This is a genomic window from Rhizobium sp. Root149, assembly GCF_001427345.1.
In the GTDB taxonomy this organism is placed as follows: domain Bacteria; phylum Pseudomonadota; class Alphaproteobacteria; order Rhizobiales; family Rhizobiaceae; genus Neorhizobium; species Neorhizobium rhizoryzae.
Window position 1 is genome coordinate 86012 of record NZ_LMGD01000004.1, and the last position, 17985, is coordinate 103996.

Annotated in this window: 17 protein-coding genes and 1 pseudogene; 6 read left to right on the forward strand and 12 right to left on the reverse strand. The window is 58.6% G+C overall.

What is annotated here, in order from left to right; translation table 11 throughout:
• Positions 1–14: 14 nt before the first annotated feature.
• The 8 genes from trbL to traI are packed head-to-tail and all read right to left on the reverse strand — an operon-like array spanning position 15 to position 6858.
• Positions 15–1175: a P-type conjugative transfer protein TrbL gene (gene trbL / locus ASD54_RS05145; protein WP_244484687.1), complete on the reverse strand. Its 1161-nt coding sequence runs from the start codon at positions 1173–1175 to the stop codon at positions 15–17.
• 22 nt (positions 1176–1197) lie between these two features.
• Positions 1198–1374 carry an entry exclusion protein TrbK gene (trbK, locus tag ASD54_RS05150; RefSeq protein WP_062553549.1) on the reverse strand — a complete coding sequence of 59 codons (177 nt, stop codon included), beginning with the start codon at positions 1372–1374 and terminating at the stop codon, positions 1198–1200.
• Entirely contained in the window at positions 1368–2171 is an 804-nt protein-coding gene (gene trbJ, locus ASD54_RS05155) for a P-type conjugative transfer protein TrbJ (RefSeq protein ID WP_062553550.1), read from the reverse strand. The genes trbK and trbJ overlap by 7 nt, the downstream gene beginning before the upstream one ends.
• Positions 2143–4599 (reverse strand): conjugal transfer protein TrbE, encoded by a 2457-nt coding sequence (locus ASD54_RS05160; protein ID WP_062553551.1) that lies wholly within the window; start codon positions 4597–4599, stop codon positions 2143–2145. The genes trbJ and ASD54_RS05160 overlap by 29 nt, the downstream gene beginning before the upstream one ends.
• A 10-nt stretch (positions 4600–4609) precedes the next feature.
• A complete protein-coding gene (locus ASD54_RS05165) occupies positions 4610–4894 on the reverse strand; it encodes a conjugal transfer protein TrbD (RefSeq protein WP_062553552.1) in 285 nt (94 codons plus the stop codon).
• Positions 4894–5268: a TrbC/VirB2 family protein gene (locus ASD54_RS05170; RefSeq protein ID WP_062553553.1), complete on the reverse strand. Its 375-nt coding sequence runs from the start codon at positions 5266–5268 to the stop codon at positions 4894–4896. Before ASD54_RS05170 ends, ASD54_RS05165 begins: the two co-directional genes overlap by 1 nt.
• Positions 5258–6229, reverse strand: coding sequence for a P-type conjugative transfer ATPase TrbB (gene trbB, locus ASD54_RS05175; RefSeq protein ID WP_062553554.1), 972 nt, complete (start codon positions 6227–6229; stop codon positions 5258–5260). The genes ASD54_RS05170 and trbB overlap by 11 nt, the downstream gene beginning before the upstream one ends.
• Before the next feature lie 2 nt (positions 6230–6231).
• Positions 6232–6858: an acyl-homoserine-lactone synthase TraI gene (traI, locus tag ASD54_RS05180; protein WP_062553555.1), complete on the reverse strand. Its 627-nt coding sequence runs from the start codon at positions 6856–6858 to the stop codon at positions 6232–6234.
• Between the two features lie 370 nt (positions 6859–7228).
• Here traI and repA point away from each other — a divergent pair, with 370 nt between their 5' ends.
• The 3 genes from repA to repC all read left to right on the forward strand — a co-directional run bounded on the left by repA (position 7229) and on the right by repC (position 10918).
• The gene (repA, locus tag ASD54_RS05185) at positions 7229–8437 is read left to right on the forward strand and encodes a plasmid partitioning protein RepA (protein ID WP_062553556.1); all 1209 of its coding nucleotides are present in this window, start codon (positions 7229–7231) and stop codon (positions 8435–8437) included.
• A gap of 94 nt (positions 8438–8531) precedes the next feature.
• On the forward strand, positions 8532–9539 hold the full coding sequence (gene repB / locus ASD54_RS05190) for a plasmid partitioning protein RepB (RefSeq protein WP_062553557.1): 1008 nt from the start codon (positions 8532–8534) through the stop codon (positions 9537–9539).
• 167 nt (positions 9540–9706) lie between these two features.
• The gene (gene repC / locus ASD54_RS05195; RefSeq protein WP_062553558.1) at positions 9707–10918 is read left to right on the forward strand and encodes a plasmid replication protein RepC; all 1212 of its coding nucleotides are present in this window, start codon (positions 9707–9709) and stop codon (positions 10916–10918) included.
• Between the two features lie 290 nt (positions 10919–11208).
• On the opposite strand, the pseudogene ASD54_RS05200 reads toward repC, so the two are convergent.
• The 3 genes and pseudogenes from ASD54_RS05200 to ASD54_RS05210 all read right to left on the reverse strand — a co-directional run bounded on the left by ASD54_RS05200 (position 11209) and on the right by ASD54_RS05210 (position 13079).
• Positions 11209–12402: pseudogene (locus tag ASD54_RS05200) on the reverse strand (tyrosine-type recombinase/integrase).
• Positions 12403–12411: 9 nt separating this feature from the next.
• The gene (locus tag ASD54_RS05205) at positions 12412–12789 is read right to left on the reverse strand and encodes a PIN domain-containing protein (protein ID WP_062553559.1); all 378 of its coding nucleotides are present in this window, start codon (positions 12787–12789) and stop codon (positions 12412–12414) included.
• Positions 12786–13079, reverse strand: a complete 294-nt coding sequence (locus tag ASD54_RS05210) for a type II toxin-antitoxin system prevent-host-death family antitoxin (RefSeq protein WP_062553560.1) — start codon at positions 13077–13079, stop codon at positions 12786–12788. Before ASD54_RS05210 ends, ASD54_RS05205 begins: the two co-directional genes overlap by 4 nt.
• 322 nt (positions 13080–13401) lie before the next feature.
• On the opposite strand from ASD54_RS05210, the gene ASD54_RS05215 reads away from it, so the two are divergent.
• The gene (locus ASD54_RS05215; RefSeq protein ID WP_062553561.1) at positions 13402–14532 is read left to right on the forward strand and encodes an RHE_PE00001 family protein; all 1131 of its coding nucleotides are present in this window, start codon (positions 13402–13404) and stop codon (positions 14530–14532) included.
• Between the two features lie 118 nt (positions 14533–14650).
• On the opposite strand, the gene ASD54_RS05220 is transcribed toward ASD54_RS05215, so the two are convergent.
• Positions 14651–15640, reverse strand: coding sequence for an IS5 family transposase (locus tag ASD54_RS05220; RefSeq protein WP_062553562.1), 990 nt, complete (start codon positions 15638–15640; stop codon positions 14651–14653).
• A gap of 251 nt (positions 15641–15891) precedes the next feature.
• On the opposite strand from ASD54_RS05220, the gene ASD54_RS05225 reads away from it, so the two are divergent.
• The gene (locus ASD54_RS05225; protein ID WP_082547090.1) at positions 15892–16815 is read left to right on the forward strand and encodes a LysR family transcriptional regulator; all 924 of its coding nucleotides are present in this window, start codon (positions 15892–15894) and stop codon (positions 16813–16815) included.
• 141 nt (positions 16816–16956) lie between these two features.
• Positions 16957–17949: a tripartite tricarboxylate transporter substrate binding protein gene (locus ASD54_RS05230; protein ID WP_062553563.1), complete on the forward strand. Its 993-nt coding sequence runs from the start codon at positions 16957–16959 to the stop codon at positions 17947–17949.
• Positions 17950–17985 lie beyond the last annotated feature (36 nt).

Here is a 17985-nt window from a genome sequence, read left to right on the forward strand (position 1 = left end):
TGCCTTCCTGTTGATTACTTGTCGTTTCGTTCGGGTGGCGTCTTGGGTCCGCTTTGCCCGGTGCGGCTCTGATCGAGCTTGGCGTTGGCGAGCCCCATGATCGAACCGGCATAGGCGCCGGGCGAACCGATCGCCTTTTCCTTGGCGGCCGAGCCAGCCGCTTTCCCAGCCGACCCGATCCCGGCGCCCATACCGCGAAGTGCTGCGCCGGCAACAGAAGAGCCTCCAGCGCGAGCGGATTGAGCTGCAGCAGCCCCTGCTCCAACGGCGCCGGCCGCGAGCGACGCTGCGCCAAGTGCAAATGAGGCGGCCTGACCACCGTGACGGATGGCTTCCATGCCGCCAGAGACAGATGCCCCTTGCACCACGCCCTGGATGGTGTTGGGAACGTACATGGCGATGATGAAGACCACGACCGCTATCCCGGCAATTGCCAATGCGGTCTGGAACTGATCTCCCACGTTGGGCCGGTTCGCGAGGCCAATCAGGACCTCGGAGCCGATCCGGGAAATCATCACCAGCGCCATCAATTTCATGCCGACCGAGAACGCATAGATCAGGTAGCGGATGGCAAAATCCTTAGTGAAGGAGGAACCGCCCAATCCGAGCATGATCATGCCGGCGAGCAGACCAAGGTACATCTCGACCATCACAGACATGAAAATCGCCGCGACGAGTGAGAATGCGATCACCGTGACGACCATTGCAAACGCCGCCGAGATGGCGAGCGCGTTGTCTTCGAACAGCCCGAACTGCACCTTCTCTGACATCTTGGTCGCAACGGCCAAGCCCGCATTGAACACATCGGCTGGCGAAGCCGTGCCTCCACCAGCGCCGATCTGAAACAGACTATCGACGACCGCCTTCGCAAAGGTCGGACCCTGCGCGAGAACGAATGCGAAGAAGCCCACGAACATGATGCGTCGGACCAGTTCAGCAAACCAGCTGTCGAGTGACGCGGCCTGAAGCGCCAGCCAGACCGCGGCAATGCCGATCTCGATCCCTGCGAGGATCCAGAACAGGGATCTCGCCGCATCCATGACGGTGGTCTCCCAACCCTTGGCGGCAGTGGTGATCTCGTTCTGGAGGGATGTTAGAACAGACCCCTCCTGCGCAATCGCGGGCTGGAACGACACGACGATGAACGCGACGAGCACCGCAATGCCCCTGATCATCTTGAGCTCAGAGGTCATACGATCACCACTCGATCTTCATCTTCTCGCCACCAGACGTCGGATGCTCCTTTGCCGATCCGAAAAACTTTTCGCGCCGTTCTTGCGCTGTCTGTCTCTCCGAGATCAGGAACCAGAGGCCCGTTCCGCCGAGAGCTACGACTGTGGCGATGATGGTCAGGATCAGTTTCGTTCTCACCATTCCACCTTCATCTTTTCGCCGCCCGATGTTGAGGGCGCAGTAGATTTGAAGAATTCCTCACGGCGCGCCTGGGCGAGATCCTTGTCCGTCTGCTCGGTCTGAAGCCACGTCCCCATCATCGTCATCTGCTGGGAAACCAGGCCGCGCAGCTTTTGCATCTGGGAAACCTGCTGGGCAGCGATCTGGTGTCCGACCTGGAGGGCCTTCATTTGGCCGTCGGCCGACTCTGACATCGATCGCAGCGAACTCATCGTGCCTTCCTCGGTATCGAATTGATCCGCTGTCAGGCTCGCTGCCTTCAGCGTGCTGCCGATCGTGTCCCTGTTCGTGTCCGACCAGGACTGGTAGGTGTTCGAGAACGTCTCGGCGTTCGGCAGGTTGGTTTTCAGGTCCGCATAGCTCTTGAACCGCTGCTGAAGGACATCGTCGGCATTGCCCATCGAGAACGAAATGCTTTGCCCCTGGTCAACAATGCTGCGCAGGCGGTTAAGATCGCTCTCGACCTGGCCCCAGATATGGGTAGGGAGCTGCGCCGTGTTCTGCAGCATGTTCTCGTAGATTTTCAGCTGGTTCTGGATCTGCTCCGCCAGTTGTGTGATCTGGGTCAGCTGGTTATCGACCTGCAGGCCGGAGCTTTTCAGAAGGTCGATGAGCTGCGCATTGTTAGCAAGCTGCGTCCATTCGGTAGCAGCGCCTGTCGCTGATCCGGCGTGGGCAGAAACAACTGGCGACAGCATGATCGTCGCGCCAATGGTTGCGACAATCCACTTATTCGACGTTGAGGTGCGACTTGGCATCGTGAACTCCTCTCATTTCAAGCCAATGGGTAGGCCAGTCCTGGCCGTGTTCCGCCTTCAGCGCGCGTATCCGCTTCAGGTCTTCCTTTCCGGATGCGCCCACAAAGCTCAGCGCCACCGGCCCGAGCGACATGTCGAAGAGCCGCCGTCCGTCTGGCGTAGCGACGTAATATTCGCGCTTCGGGATGGCGCCCGAGACGATCTCGATCTGGCGCTCGTTGAACCCGATCCGCTCATAGAACTCGCGCGTGCCCGGCTCGCGTGCGGCGCCATTTGGCAAGCAGATCTTGGTCGGGCAGGATTCTTTCAGCACGTCGACAATGCCGGAGCGCTCGGCGTCGGAGATGGATTGCGTCGCCAGTACAACGGCGCAATTGGCCTTGCGGAGAACCTTCAGCCATTCCCTGATCTTGTCGCGGAACACCGGGTGGCCAAGCATCAGCCACGCCTCATCGAGCAGGATCAGGCTCGGAGAGCCGTCAAGCCGCTTTTCGATACGGTGGAAGAGGTAGGTTAGGACGGGCACCAGATTACGCTCGCCCATATTCATGAGCTGTTCGATCTCGAAGCACTGAAACGCCCGGAGCGTCAGGCCGTCCTGTTCAGCGTCGAGAAGCTGACCCATCGGGCCATCGACGGTATAGTGATGGAGCGCATCCTTAATCTCGCGCATCTGCACGCCGCTGACAAAGTCCGACAGGGACTTTCCGGGCGCTGTCGCCATCAACCCGATCTGGCGTGAGATCGCATTGCGATGGTCGGGCGTGATGGTGACACCTTGAAGCGCGACGAGCATCTCGATCCACTCGCTCGCCCAGGCGCGATCTCCGTCCGTGGAAAGGTCGAACAGCGGGCAGAATGCCAGTGCTCTCCCCTCCCCGTTCTGGTCGTTGCCGATCTCATAATGATCGCCGCCGGCAGCGAGTGTGAGTGGGAGGAGGGAGTTGCCCTTGTCGAAGGCAAAGATCTGGGCGAACTCGTAGCGACGGAATTGCGCGGCGATCAGGGCGAGAAGGGTCGACTTGCCAGAGCCAGTCGGCCCGAAGATCAGGGTGTGACCAACATCGTCGACATGCAGGTTCAGGCGAAACGGCGTCGATCCCGAGGCCACCTGCATCAGTGGCGGCGAGTTGGGCGGATAGAACGGGCACGGCGCTACCGGATTTCCCGACCATACCGAGTTCAACGGAACGAGGTCCGCCAGATTGCTTGTGTTTATCAGCGGCTCACGGATGTTGGCGTACCAGTTACCAGGCAGGCTGCCGAGAAAGGCATCGGTCGCGTTCAGGGTCTCGACGCGAGCCCCGAACCCCTCGGCCTGAACCAGCCGGCGTATGGCTTCCGCCTTTTCCTGGAGAGCTTCTCGGTCTTCATCGAACAGGATGACGACCGGGGTGTAATAGCCGTAGGCGACAAGCTGGGACGAGGCCTGAGCGATAGCATCCTCGGTCTCGGCGACCATCGTCATGGCATCCTGATCGACCGATCTACTCTGGGTCTGGAAGAGCTGATCGAAGAATGGTCGAACCTTCTGCTGCCATTTCTTTCGCGTCCGTTCGAGTTTCTGGCGCGCCTCCTCGGCATCGAGGAAGATGAACCGCGACGACCAGCGGTAGGTCAGCGGCATCAGATCGAGATTGTTGAGAATTCCGGGCCAGCTCTCCGCCGGCAGGCCATCTATGGCGACAACCGCGAGAAACCGATTCTCGACTTTGGGTGTCAGACCATGCTCCAGTTCAGCCGTCGCCAGCCAGTCCAGGTACATAGGTACATCAGGCAAACGTACCGGGTGGCTTTCTCCGGTGATGCAAAAGCGGACGAACTGGATGAGATCGTCATAGCGAGCAACCCGTTCCCCTCCCCTCTCGCGAACTTCGCGGGTCTGCATCCGGGCGATCGACAGCGTATTCGCGAGATATTGTTCGATTTCGCGGATCGCGTTGCGAAACACAAAAAGAACCGTGTCTGCATACGACTTCTTTCGGCTCTCCTCGTCCGAATAGATGTATTTGCTAAGCGCCGTCTTTTTGGATTCGAGCGGTCGATAGGTCAGGATGATCGCGTGCTTGCTCTCGAAATGCCCCTGCTCGCGCCGAAAATGGGTCCGGCGCTCGGCATCGATCGCGCGGGTGACAGGGTCCGGAAAGTGGCACTGGTCAGGCCCGGGATAATCGACCGTCGGCACTCTGATGGCCTCGACCTGGATCATCCAGCCTGTCCCGAGCCTCGACAGGATCGCATTGATCTGCCGGGAAAGCTCATTGCGTTCGAGGTCAGTGGCGCTTTCGGCGTCCGGTCCGGCGAAGTACCAGCCAGCCATCAAACTGCCGTCCTTCAGAAGCAGAACGCCGTTGTCGACCAGACCGGCATAGGGGACCAGATCAGCAAAGGATGGTCCCGTGGCTCGAAAGCGTTTCAGCGCTGCCATCACCGCCTCCTCAATATTTCCGCCACGGCGCGGTCGTCGGCCGATAGTGGTGCTTGTAGGAAATGTGACGGGCGTAGACTTTCCGCATCAGTGGATCGGACTTGGCCATCATCCGAAGCAGGCCAACGATGACGATCCAGACCGCAACGCCGAAGAGCGCTGAGTAGACCGTCAGCACGACGAAAATCAGGATCACAGCGGCGAGCCCGGTGATGAGCACCAATTCACGGTCGGCACCCATCAAGAGGTTCGGCCGTGACAGTGCGCGATGGATGCGGTTGCGGTGGAGACCCATCAAGCCCCCTCCCCTTCGAGGTCCGAAGCAAGTTGCATGACCGACTCCCTGGATAAGCCGATCGACGCACCGGTCGCGCCGAAGAGGCCGACGATTGTCGTGGCGCCGAGCAGAATGCCGGCGACGAGGACGACGTACATCAGCCTGCGGGCAAAATCGTTGAGCTCGCCACCAAAGATCAGCATGCCCCCGGCAATCGCGACAGCGGCCAGAGCAATGTAGCCTGCGACCGGGCCGGTGATGGATTCCTGGATCTGCTCGAGCGGCCCTTCCCACGGAAGACTTCCGCCAGAGCTTGCGAAAGCAGGCGATGCAGCGGCGATTGCTGCCAGAGTAATGAGTGCGATTGTCAGGAATGATCTCTTATGCGGCATCGCGGCTCTCCTCTGCGTAGGGTTCCGTCTGGTACTGGCCGCCCGCGAAGCGGGTGACGTGAAGGATCTCGCTGATCCGCCTGCCCTTTGCCGTTCGTTCGATCGAGATGATCAGATCGACTGCATCTCCGATCACCGCCTGCATCTGCTGATGGCTCGCCTCGGCGGTCAGTTGTTCGAGACGCTGAAGTGCGGAACGCGCGCTGTTTGAGTGGATCGTCGCGACCCCTCCGGGGTGCCCGGTGTTCCAGGCCTTCAGCATGGTGAGCGCTGCACCGTCTCGGACCTCTCCGACGATGATCCGATCCGGCCGAAGGCGCATCGTGCTTTTCAGGAGACGCGACATGTCGACGGCGTCGCTGGTGTGCAGGCAGACAGCATTCTCGGCGGCGCACTGGATTTCCGCGGTGTCTTCCAGAATGACAAGTCGATCGTCGGGAGAGCTCGATACGATCTCAGCAAGGATCGCGTTGGTCAGCGTGGTCTTGCCGGAGCCCGTGCCGCCGGCAACGAGTATGTTCAGCTTTGAGGCGACTGCGCTGCGAATGATCTCTGCATGCTTCGCGGTCATAACCTTGGTGGACACATAGTCATCCAGCGGGATGAGGCGCGATGCACGACGGCGGATGGTGAACGATGGACCCGAAACGACCGGTGGGAGCAGTCCTTCGAAACGGTGCCCGCCGATTGGCAGCTCGCCCGAAACGATAGGGCGATCGTCATCGACTTCCGAGTTCAGGACATGAGCAACGCTGCCGATGACGGTTTCGGCCGCAGACCGCGTCATCTCGCCAGCCGCGGCCATACCGTGACCCAGCCTTTCGATAAAGAGGCGACCATCAGGGTTAAGCATGATTTCTACGACGCTTGGATCCTCCAGTGCGACACACAGATGATCTCCCAGTGCGTTCTGAAGCTTGCTGACGAGACGGGGGAGTGAGCGGTTTTGGGTGCTAAGCATGATCAGGCCGCTTCCTTTTGATGGATTGAGATGTTTGACGAATAGATGCTGGGGCGAAGACGATCGAAGCTCTGCCAGTCTGCGGGGAGCAGGCCGGCGACGCTCTTCGTTTCGTTGATCTGCGCAGGCGCGCCGAGTCGGCTCAGAGGCCAGCCCGCACGACGGAGGATCCGCTCGAGCCTGACGTCCGTTGCGGTCACGATTTCCCGATAGCCGTTGAGGATGCTCCACTCCACGATGCCGGCGAACATGGCTAGGGTCGCCGAGTGAAGGCCCGCCTGCTCACGTTTGGTGGCCGCAGTCGTGTCCACGCAAAATCGAGAACTCTCGATCATTCGTTGGTGAGTCGGGAGATGTGCCGTCTCCAGTAGTTGGGGAAAGAGCTGTTCCAGCATCGTGCCGCCGGTTGCTGGCAAGAGCCGCGCGCATCCGATCACAGCATCGGAACGGTCAAGGCAAAGGATGTATGTCGGGTTCAGCCTGTCGAAGCGGTCTGTTTCGAGACCGGATGTGCAACGGACTTTCCACGCCAGTCGGCCGCGGAAGATGCGGGCGCGGAGCCGGTGCATTTCGTGAACGAGGCGCTGCTCAGCTTCGCTATTTGGGTTCTTGATGGCGACGATGCGCATCGAGCAAATCTCCCCTGCGTTGGTGACGCAAGGAGGTTTGCCGGGGCGGACAAGTTCGATCTACTGCCAAAAGTGTTAGCGAGTGATTCTCGCTGAGGCGTGAATTTTTGTGCAGCGAACCTCTCTGAAGCCATCGGATTTACTAGCAAAAGTGTTAGTTGGCCATTTGGGCTGACAGTGTGTGATGGCAGTTAAAACATTGAAGTTACGTGATAATATGGCGAATACAGGTCGTGGCCGGATTCCCCGCTTATGTGTGTTAGGGTCTTGTTAACCCTATTTCTCTTGCGGCAGCGTTAGAATCGTGGCTTAGCTTGAGACGGTAATAGCGCGTCTGACGCCAATAAACCGTCTGAGAACAGAGGCTAATGTGAACGTGATCGACCGGCACATCCTAAAAACATCGACTTCTGCCCATATCACACAGCGGGCGGAAGCGCTGTCTGCCCGTTTGCGTGCAGTGGGAGAACGCGCATTTCCGCCGACCGCGCAGAAAACACTTCGGTCGTTTTCATCGGGCGAAGTCGCGGAGATCGTCGGCGTTTCGGATGGCTACCTGCGTCAGTTATCGATCGATGGTCTAGGTCCAACGCCGGATCTTGGAAATGGCGGGCGGCGGTCCTACTCGCTCGAGCAGATCAACGAGCTGCGGCAGTATCTCGCAAGCGCTCGCCCAAAGGAAGCGACGAGGTTTTTTCCACGTCGGCGCGATGGTGAGAAGCTGCAGATCATCACAGTTGCCAATTTCAAAGGCGGGTCCGCAAAAACCACCACCTCGCTCTATCTGGCTCAAGGGCTTGCGCTACAGGGTTATCGCGTCTTGGCGATCGATCTCGATCCGCAGGCTTCACTCTCGGCCATGTTCGGTTATCAGCCTGAGTTTGATGTCGCGGAGAATACTACCCTCTATGGTGCTATTCGTTATGACGATCAGCGCGTCACGATGAAGGATGTGATCCGCCCGACGTACTTTACGGGGATCAGCATCGTCCCTGGCAATCTCGAACTCATGGAGTTTGAACATCAGACCCCGCGCTTCATGCTGCAAAATCGTGGCCGGCCCGAGGATCTGTTCTTCAGAAGGGTCGCGGGAGCAATCGCCCAGGTCGAAGACGATTTCGATGTCGTCGTCGTGGATTGCCCGCCTCAGTTGGGCTTTCTGACCATGGGCGCACTCAACGCCGCAACGGGCATGATCGTCACCGTCCATCCACAGATGGTCGATGTTGCATCTATGAGCCAGTTCCTCCTGATGACCTCGGACCTCGTATCCGTCATTGAGGAGGCCGGCGGTCGCCTTGATTATGACTTTCTGCGGTTTCTTGTGACCCGTCACGATCCACGCGATGTTCCGGAGCAAGAGATTGTTGGACTGATGCGCGATGTGTTCGGATCGGATGTCATGGCGGCAACGGCGTGGAAATCGACCGCGATAGCGAATGCAGGGTTGACCAAGCAATCTCTTTACGAGCTCACAAGAGGGGCCGTTGGACGATCCACTTATGATCGCGCGATGGAATCAATCAACGCCGTCAACCAGGAAGTTGTCGAGCTCTTGAACGAGGTCTGGCGGCGATGATCTTCATGACTCTCCATAAAATTCAGACACTTAACATGTCGTCAGCTGACTACATTCCGGATCATGAGACCGGCGGTGACGGGGAGATATCTGCGTGAGCAAGCGTACACAGTCAATCCGCTCTCTTTTCGCCGGAGGTGCGGAAGAAGCAGCGACCGATGAACCCCGACAGCCGATCCAGCGGGTCGCGTCTGGCGCTGTGAGGTCATTGAAAGACACGTTTTCCGAAGTGGAACGTGACTACGAAGAGCTGAAGCAACAGGTCGCAAGTGGCGCCCTTCCCGTCGAACTCGACCCCGGTTTACTCGACCCATCCCCCTTCGCTGACCGCTTCGTCGATCAGGATCTGGCGGCGGTCGAGGCGCTGAAAACATCGCTAGCTGAACATGGGCAGGAGATTCCTATTCTTGTTCGAGTTCATCCCACAGCACCTGGGCGCTATCAAATTGCCTATGGCCATCGACGTGTGCGTGCGGCGTCTGAACTCGGCATCGCGGTTAAAGCCTATGTCCGCGAGCTCGATGACGATCGTCTTGTCGTTGCCCAGGGTGTCGAGAATTCGGCGCGTGAAGACCTGACGTTCATCGAGCGGGCAATCTTTGCCTTGAAACTCGAAGAAGGCGGTATCCAGCGCTCGCTGATCCAGACTGCGCTCTCTGTTGATCGCCAGGAAGTCCAGAAGCTTCTGAGTGTCGCTCGTGGTGTTCCTCGTTCGCTGATCGATGCCATTGGGCGCGCACCAAAGATCGGACGGCCGAGGTGGCTCGAACTTGTCGAGAGTCTCAAGGTCGCCGGCTCCGAGAGGAGGGCGCAAAAAGCAACGGAAGACAAAGCTTTCGCCCACAAGGATTCCGATGATCGGTTTTCGGTCGTCCTGAGAGCTGCGAAGACAGGCGAATCTGGAAGCGCGGCAAAGCCAGAAGCGCCGGTTGTTGCGCGGTCATCCGATGGCAAACAAATCGCTACCCTGTCGTTGAAGGGTAAGCTTTGCAAAATTCAGATCAATCGAGAACAGGACGAAGCCTTTGCATCCTACCTGATGGAAAAGCTCCCTGAACTCTATGCCAAATTCAGGAGCAATGCTCCGTTAACAGAGGACTAAATCGGAAGGCAGGAGCAAAAGAAAAAGGCCCCCAAACGTTGCCGTCATGGAAGCCTCTCTCAAAGGTGTAAGCAGCCTGAGAATCGCATTTCCATGAATCGCAGTCAAGAGTTTTTGGCACCGTTTTGGTGAGCGAATTTCTTTTGCCTTTAGAAAGGTGAAGGAAAATGCAGGTTGGAAATGTGACGACGCCCTTTGGGCGGCGGCCGATGACCCTTGCCCTAGTGAAATCGCAGATGCGGGCCTCGCAGATCGAACCGGGCAAGTCAGTCGATAAGTGGAAAGTCTTCAGGGACGCTTGCGATGCGCGCTCGCTGCTGAGCCTACGTGACCGCGCGCTCGCCGTCCTCAACGCTCTTCTGACATTCTATCCAGAGGCGGCTTTGAGCGACGGAAGCAATCTGATTGTTTTTCCATCGAATGCCCAGCTGACGGCTCGGGCGAACGGGATCGCTGGCTCAACCTTGCGAGAGAACCTCGCGCATCTCGTTGAGGCGGGCCTTATCCAACGTTGTGACAGCCCCAATGGGAAGCGCTACGCCCGCAAGGGAACCGATGGAGCTATTGAGACAGCTTACGGCTTCAGCCTCTCACCGCTTCTTGCACGCTCTGAAGAACTCGCTCTGCTGGCTCAGCAAGTTGCGGCGACCCAGCGGCATGTGAAGATTGTCAAAGAGCGCATTACGATCGCGAGACGCGACGTCCGTAAGCTGATTTCGGCAGCTGTTGAGGATGGTGTTTCAGGCGACTGGGGGAAAGTAGAAGCCGTCTACATCGCCTTGATGGACCGCATGCGGACGGCAAAAACCGCAGAGAGCCTTGAAGGGGTTCTTGAAGAGTTGGAGCTGCTGCGCGAGGAAGTCGTCAACCAGTTGGAAATTCGTGATATTTCGCAAGAATCCGGCGCCAATGATGCCGATATCCGTCAGCACATACAGAATTCAAATACCGAATCTATCATTGAACTTGAACCTCGCTCTGAAAAAGAGCCGGGCGAAAAGCCGAGCCCGATTGTTGGACTGAAGAACGAGCCGATAAAGGCTTTCCCGTTGGCTATGGTGCTTCGTGCCTGCCCGGAGATCGCTATGTACGGGCCTGGCGGCAATGTGGAAAGTTGGCGCGATCTGATGGTCGCTGCTGTTGTAGTGCGATCAATGCTCGGGGTGAGCCCGTCAGCCTACGAGGATGCGTGCGAGGTTATGGGGCCTGAAAATGCAGCTGCCACAATCGCAGCAATCCTTGAAAGAGCGGGGCATATTTCATCGGCCGGCGGCTATCTGAGGTCCCTCACGGGGAGGGCGCGTCGTGGCGAGTTTTCGCTCGGTCCTGTGCTGATGGCGCTGCTCCGCGCAGGTGGACAGGAGGCAAAGCGCGCGTGAAAAATATCGAGCAAGTTACCCTGAGACGTAGCGGCATCTCGGAGTGCGTAGTCAACTGACTACGGGTTAAGTAATTGAATTTGCTAAAGCCGAGAAGGAGACGTGATGGGAGACCATTACACGGGACGGTTCTCTACGCCTCGCAAGAACGGTTTTTGTCGGGATACTCGAACGATCTGATACAGAACGACGGCATAGCGATGCGGAACTGACAAAGCCTCAAAGACGAGGGCGCGAGGCTAAAACTGCGGCGGAAGCCGGTTAGCAGCAATCTAGCGTCATTTCAGTTATCAAAGAAGCCGTGCCGCCCGTCCGCTTCGGCGTGTTGCGCTATTGTAGTAGCTGGACGCCTGCTGCACTGATCGATGCCGAGATTGCTCCATGGCCTCGGGGAGGGGAATGCCCCGGTTGGCCGCCTCGGTGAGGTATCCCGACCGGAGCCCGTGCGCCGAAAACTCCCCAGCATTCAGCCCTGCCATTTCCGCCCGCTGCTTCACGATCTGGTTGATCGCACTCGGCTCCAGCCCCCGCGTCGACACATTGCCCCAGCGATCGATCTTCCGAAACACACTGCCGCCATCGATCCTGACAGCCGCAAGCCAGGCATTCAGCGCATCCACCGGCCGTCCTGTCAGATAGACGATCTCATCTTGCTCAGAGCCGGACGTCTTGGTGCGGCCGAGATGAATGGCGAGAGAGGGGAGGGGAGGGCCAGCTTCAACGGGGATCGGCGGCTCGACGGTGAACTGTTCCTTGCGCAAACCGGCAACCTCGCTGCGGCGGCGACCGCCGGACGCGAACGCCACCATCAAAATTGCCCGGTCGCGGATATCGCGAAGGCTGTCGGTGTCGCAGGTCGCAAGCAGCTTGGCCAGAACGTCGCCGGTCACCGCTTTGGCGCTCTTACGTTTTCGGGGGCGTGGTGTTGCACGCACCGCCAGCCGGATCGCCGATTTGAGGGCAGGGGAAGAGAACACGCCGCTCAGGCCGCGCCACTTCGTCAGCGTCGACCAGCTGGCAAGCCGCCGGCGCACCGTATCGGGCGCATGCGGGCCGGACGACCGGAGAAAGCGCTGGTCGCGCAAGCTTTGCTCAACCTCGGCCGGCATGCCGTGATGAGGATCGATGGCACGCCGCTCGGGCTGCCAAAGATGGTGGGCGACGAATTTCAGGAGAAGGGCCTCAGGCGCCGGCCAGGGGAGGGAAGCGCCGGTCGCGGCCAGCGATCAGGCCTGCAGATAGGCAAGGTCGGAGGTCAGTGCACGCAGCGTGTTTTCGCCCATGCCCTCGTTGACCAAGTGGCGGAGCGTCTCAACATCCTGATCGGTCAACAGCTCAGCGAGTTCGTCGCGGCGGTCAACCGGCAAGACGGCGGCGATCGTGTCCAGCGTCTCTATGCGTTTGTCGATCGACCGTGACGGCGAACTGCTTATCTCGCGTGTCCCTGGAGGTGATGCCACGACGATATCTACGACTTCCGTCATCGCTGCCCCTTACCAGATCCGCTCATGCAGGATCGCGTCGAACGCCAGATCGGTGGAAACGAATGTGCAATGCTCCAGCCGCGCCTGGGCGGCGAGAATGCGGTCCCACGGATCGCGGTGATCCCAGTCGAAGCTTGCAGCCAGTTCGGCATGCAGATCGCTGACGGCCAAAGTCTGCAGGCCGCTTTCCACGACGGCTGCCCGCAGCTCTTGCGGTTTGAGATCAAGTTTGTTCAGGCGCATCTTGTTGTCCAGCTCGTAAAACGTGACCGCACTGACAAGGATGGCGTTTGCCTTGTCCTCGATCAGGGATCGTGCCTTTGCAGACAGGCGATCACTGCCGATCGTCCACCAGTAGACGGCATGGCTGTCGAGCAGAATTTTCACAGCGTGCTTTCACTATTGTTCGGGCTGCCTTGCCAGACACCGGTATCGTCATTCCAGTCACCGGCATCGATGGCCGACTGTTCGGCATCGACCGTGTCGAACAGGTCATCGGGCAGGCGACGGTGGCGCAGCAGGCCGAACGGGCGTTTGTCAGCGAGATCCGCCGGGCCGATGCGGGCATAGACCTCGTTGCCGCGCATGATGACGATTTCCTCGCCCTGGTTGGCGCGCTCGAGGACTTCGGCGAAATTCTTTCGGGCTTCGCTGATCTTGTAGCTTGTCTGGCGCATCGGGACCTCCGAAATTTGCTCTGAAGGCAGTGATACCACCGCCTTCTCGTGCGTACAAGCGGTTCGTACATATCATCTCCGATAAGGGTTACTTATCGATGGTTAGAGCGTTAACCGGAAGTCATACCATGTGAGGAACCGCAATAACCAGATAGAGTTTCTTTAGCAAATCATTTACCATAATAAATGCAGATGATGGCGGTCAGATCGGCTGCATAGGATCGATAAGGGTTACTTATCGATGGTTAGAGCGTTAACCGGAAGTCATACCATGTGAGGAACCGCAATAACCAGATAGAGTTTCTTTAGCAAATCATTTACCATAATATCAATGGCTTACGATCTCGCGAAAATCAGCATGATAGCCTTGATGCGGCCGGCTTTCGAAGCCGGGGCCGCTTTGACGCGTCTGGATGAGCGCATTGCCCGTTCGACGGTCGGGCAGGGATGGATCGAACGCTGCCAATTCACTGATGCCTGCGCCTCACTTTGGATTGACGGCGAGCTTGTGCACCTCGAGGATCTCGTCCTCCACGACTCCACTCGCGATATTCGCACACCCACTCATGAGCTGGCAATCGCCCGCGACGTGTTGCGCACCCGCCGACGCATCGCCGCGCAGTCGCCGGATTGGGCGCTGTCGTCGGAAGGCATTCGCTCGCTGCGGAAAACCTGGGAGATCGGATCGGGCGGCGGGGACGCGGTGGTGCCGGCCAGCGTCGTTCGGCCAGCGCTGGCCATCGATCCGGAAGGGGAGGGGGACGAGGGTGATGATGCGGAGAATTTACCCGGCGTCGACTATGCCGCCATTGATGCACTGCTCGCGCGTTCTGACGCCGCGATCGAACGAGCCAAAAAGCCCGGCCGGGCTCCGGCCGATCCGCTGGTCTATGATCTCGATTGGGACGAGGACGCGCGGCTCGAAGAGTGGCGCGGCGTGTTGCGACAGGCCGAACACCTGCCCGCGGTGTTTCGGGCCATCATCGCCCTCGATGCCTGGAACGAGATTTTGGTCCTGCAGCACGCGCCCTGGCTCGGCCGGTTGTTGGCCGCCTCGATCCTACGCCAAGCCGGCGTCACTACCGGCGCACATCTCGCAGCGATCAATCTTGGCCTCAAGACTATTCCTGTCAATCGGCGCCGGCATCGCGACCGAGAAACCCGGCTACTCGCGTTCGCCCACGGTTTGCTGGCGGCCGCCGAGATCGGCATGAAAGAGCATGACCGGCTGACGCTGGCGAGAACAATGATGGACCGAAAACTGGAGGGGCGCCGAACGTCGTCGAAACTGCCGGAGCTGGTTGAGCTGGTGATGATAAAGCCGTTGGTGTCGGCCGGCACGGTCGCAGAGACGCTTGAGGTGACACCGCAGGCGGCGCGGCGGATTGTTTTGGAACTGGGACTGAGGGAGATGACGGGGAGGGGGAGGTTTCGGGCATGGGGGATTTTGTAGCCAGCTAAATGATTAAGCACCTCAGAGGTGCAATGCGTTTCCCTCACTAATCATTGTTACGCAAGGGCGTTGGTGCATGGATCGCTGACTGAACGGATTTCTGTCTATGATGCAGTGGCTATGCGGTAACGGTTTTGCACCGGACGGATTTCGGGCGTGCGCATGCCAGCATTCGATTGAGGACGGCGCAGCTGATGGCGACCTCCGTCTGCTGTGCCGCGAATGAGCGCGCCCGCAACCGGCGGCCAATGATCGATTTGTAACCACCGATGGCGGTCTCCACCAGTGAGCGTTTTCCGTAGTTGGTGGCGATCTGCCACTTCATTCTTCCATCGGCGTTGATCGCCGCGATATGTTGGTTTCGTTGATTTTTGGGATCGTCGTGCTCGCTTTCCAGCGCATTGGCCCGCGGCGGAATGACCACCGCCGCGTCAGGACTGTGCCTGGTGACAGCGTCGTAGGTTGGCTCACCGTCATAGGCGCCATCTGCGGTGAACTGGACAATCGGCGTGTCGATCTGGTCGAGCAGCGGCCCAACCTGTGAAGTGTCACCGACCTCCTGATGGGTCATCACATGTGCGATGATGTCGCCGCTGTCGGCATCCAGCGCCAGGTGCAGTTTGCGCCAACCCCTGCGGGATTTGGCACCATGCTTTTCTTCCAGCCATTGGCCTGCGCCGTAGACCTGCAAACCGGTGCTGTCGATGAGGACGTGGATGGGACCATTCCGAGGGATGCGATCGCCATACCGCTTGCCCGGCGCGCCCGGCTTGCTCGCACGACGGCTCAGGGTCGTATGATCGGGAACAGCGAGATCAAGGCCCATCAGCTTCAGGACCGAAGTCAGCAAACCTTCCGTCTGGCGCAGCCGCAACCCGAACACCAACCCAAGCGTCAGGGCCGTCTCAATTGCCAGATCGCAGTAGCGCGGCTGGCCACCGCGTGTTGTCCGTTGTGGTGCCGGCCAGCACGACAGTGCCTGCGGCGTCAGCCAAACGGTCAGGCTGCCACGCTGACGCAGGCCGGCCTCGTATTGCGGCCAGTTCGTTACCTTGAACTTGATCTTGCCGATACGATGGCGGCGGCAGGCGTTGTGTTTGAATGGCATGTTCAATCAATCGGGTTATTTCTACTCGAGCCGACTACGTAACCGTTGATGAATGATCCGTGCACCAACGCTGCACCATACAGATATAGTTGGCGGTAGCTTCGGACCCACCGCGGGAAGGCGCCGTTGTCAAAATTGTCAGTTTGAGAATCAATGATGAGCAGAGCAGACTTGGCCATCGTAGGTTTCGTTATGGCGATGTAATTTCGACCTGTGTTGACCGAAATTTTTGTGCCTCGGGGAGAACGCTTTTGTCACTGACCCTTCGACAGATTGAGGTGATCCGAGCGATCATGGTGGCTGGTACGATTGCCGGTGCGGCACGGCTGATGAATGTTGCACAGCCGGGGGTCAGCCGCACCGTCAAGCACATTGAGGGATCGCTCGGCATCAAGCTCTTCGTGAAGAAGGGTGGGCGGTACGTGCCGACTGCCGAAGCTCGTGATGTCTTCGTGCAGATCGAGGAAGTACATCGCAAGATCGATCAGTTGCAATTTTCGATAGCCCAGCTGGAGCGGGGTCGTGACGTGGAACTGTCGCTCGGATCGGTACCCAGCATCGCAAATGTCATGGTGCCGCGCGCCGTCGCCAAGCTTTTCCAACACTATCCGCAGATCAAGCTGAACTTCGAGATCCTGAAGATCGAGGAGGCTATTGACTACCTGCTTTTGAACAAGGGAGAGGTTGTCGTGATGAGCTATCGCCTCGACCATCCCTCCATCGTGTTCGAACCTCTGGCGCGCGGTCGGCTGGTCTGCATCGCCTCTTCCAATCACCCCATTGCTACCCAGAAGAGTATTTCCGCCCGCGACATCATCAAGTATCCCCTGATCGGTATCGACCCGAAAGATCCGTATGGCGCAATCATGGCGGATATCTTTGCCCGGCAGAACCTGGTTTACGACATTGCGATTCGTGCTCGATTCGGCACGACGGTCTGCCGGTTGGTAGAACATAATCTGGGAGTTGCTGTGCTTGACGCCTTCACGGTTGCCGAAATCGGCTCTACTAGCCTTGCAATCATTCCCATCGAAGAAGAAACGACCTTCCAGACATATGTTGCCTTCCGTGCAGATGCAGCGCTTTCGAGCTATGCAGAGCGCTTTGTGAAGCTCTTGAGAGGCCTGATGGAGGATCATATGAACAAACAGATCATTCATAACATTTCGGCATGATCCATGCTCAAAATGGTATTTGCGTTATGTCAAGGAATAGAAAAAGATGATCACGCCTGCACAAGCAGGATCCGGGGCATGCGGAGGAGGATCCGCAGCCACCTCAAACACCACAGCCCGGGGGTACGGGAGGAGAACACTATGCTGAAGACACTCATGGGGGCGGTTGCCCTCAGCCTGGCCGCATCTTTCGCGATGGCGAACGATTTTCCGAAACAGGACCTGCAAGGCGTGATCCAGTGGGGTGCCGGCGGCAGCACCGATCTGGTGATGCGCTCCGTCGCGCCGCATGTCGAGAAGGAACTCGGTCGTTCGATCGTGATGACCAACAAGACCGGCGGCGTCGGCGTGATTGCTACCCAATTCGTCTCGACTCAGCCGGCCGACGGCTATACCCTGTTAATGAGCGCGGAAAACCCGCAGCTCTACAAGGTCATGGGCCTGTCGAATCTCGACTATTCGAACTTCTATCCGGTCAACGTGCTGGCGCGTGGCATTCCGGTGATCGTGGCAAACAAGGACGCACCGTTCAACACCTTCAAGGAACTGGTGGAATACGTTCAGAAGAATCCCGGCAAGGTGCGCATGGGGTCCACCGGCCCGGGCGGTTTGCCGTCGGTTGTCGGTTCCATGCTGTCCAGCAAGCTGGACTTCAAGGTTACCGCCGTTCCCTTCGATGGTGACGGCCCGGCACTGACCGCCATGCAGGGCGGCGCTGTCGAATTCATGCCTGCCGTTCTCGGCGCTGCCGTCGAACATGTGAAGGCCGGCCGCATCAAGATCCTGGCGATCTTCGACAAGCAAGCAAGCCCCGTCCTGCCGGACGCCCGCCCGATCACCGCCGATTATCCGCAGTTCGAGAACCTGCTGCCCTGGGGGCCGTTCTTCGGCGTCTTCGTCAAGTCGGAAACCCCGGATGACGTGAAGGCAAAGCTGGTGGATGCCTTCAAAAAGGGTGCCAACAACGAAGCCTTCCAGAAGCTGCTCTCAGACCGCGGTTATGTCTCGATGAACGTATCGGGTGATGAAGCCAACAGCTTCCTGAAGAAGTGGCAGTCGACGACCTCCTGGATTGTCTACGATGCCGGCATGGGCAAGAAGTCGCCGGAAGAATTCGGCATTCCGAAGCCTTGATGAGGTTTTCGAGTGCAACGGCCGGTCCTGATACCG

Coding starts and splice junctions, on each gene's coding strand:
- trbL (WP_244484687.1), bottom strand. CDS start 1,175: ATGATCAGGGGCATTGCGGTGCTCGTCGCGTTCATCGTCGTGTCGTTC.
- trbK (WP_062553549.1), bottom strand. CDS start 1,374: ATGGTGAGAACGAAACTGATCCTGACCATCATCGCCACAGTCGTAGCT.
- trbJ (WP_062553550.1), bottom strand. CDS start 2,171: ATGCCAAGTCGCACCTCAACGTCGAATAAGTGGATTGTCGCAACCATT.
- ASD54_RS05160 (WP_062553551.1), bottom strand. CDS start 4,599: ATGGCAGCGCTGAAACGCTTTCGAGCCACGGGACCATCCTTTGCTGAT.
- ASD54_RS05165 (WP_062553552.1), bottom strand. CDS start 4,894: ATGGGTCTCCACCGCAACCGCATCCATCGCGCACTGTCACGGCCGAAC.
- ASD54_RS05170 (WP_062553553.1), bottom strand. CDS start 5,268: ATGCCGCATAAGAGATCATTCCTGACAATCGCACTCATTACTCTGGCA.
- trbB (WP_062553554.1), bottom strand. CDS start 6,229: ATGCTTAGCACCCAAAACCGCTCACTCCCCCGTCTCGTCAGCAAGCTT.
- traI (WP_062553555.1), bottom strand. CDS start 6,858: ATGCGCATCGTCGCCATCAAGAACCCAAATAGCGAAGCTGAGCAGCGC.
- repC (WP_062553558.1), top strand. CDS start 9,707: ATGCAGGTTGGAAATGTGACGACGCCCTTTGGGCGGCGGCCGATGACC.
- ASD54_RS05210 (WP_062553560.1), bottom strand. CDS start 13,079: ATGCGCCAGACAAGCTACAAGATCAGCGAAGCCCGAAAGAATTTCGCC.
- ASD54_RS05220 (WP_062553562.1), bottom strand. CDS start 15,640: ATGCCATTCAAACACAACGCCTGCCGCCGCCATCGTATCGGCAAGATC.
- ASD54_RS05230 (WP_062553563.1), top strand. CDS start 16,957: ATGCTGAAGACACTCATGGGGGCGGTTGCCCTCAGCCTGGCCGCATCT.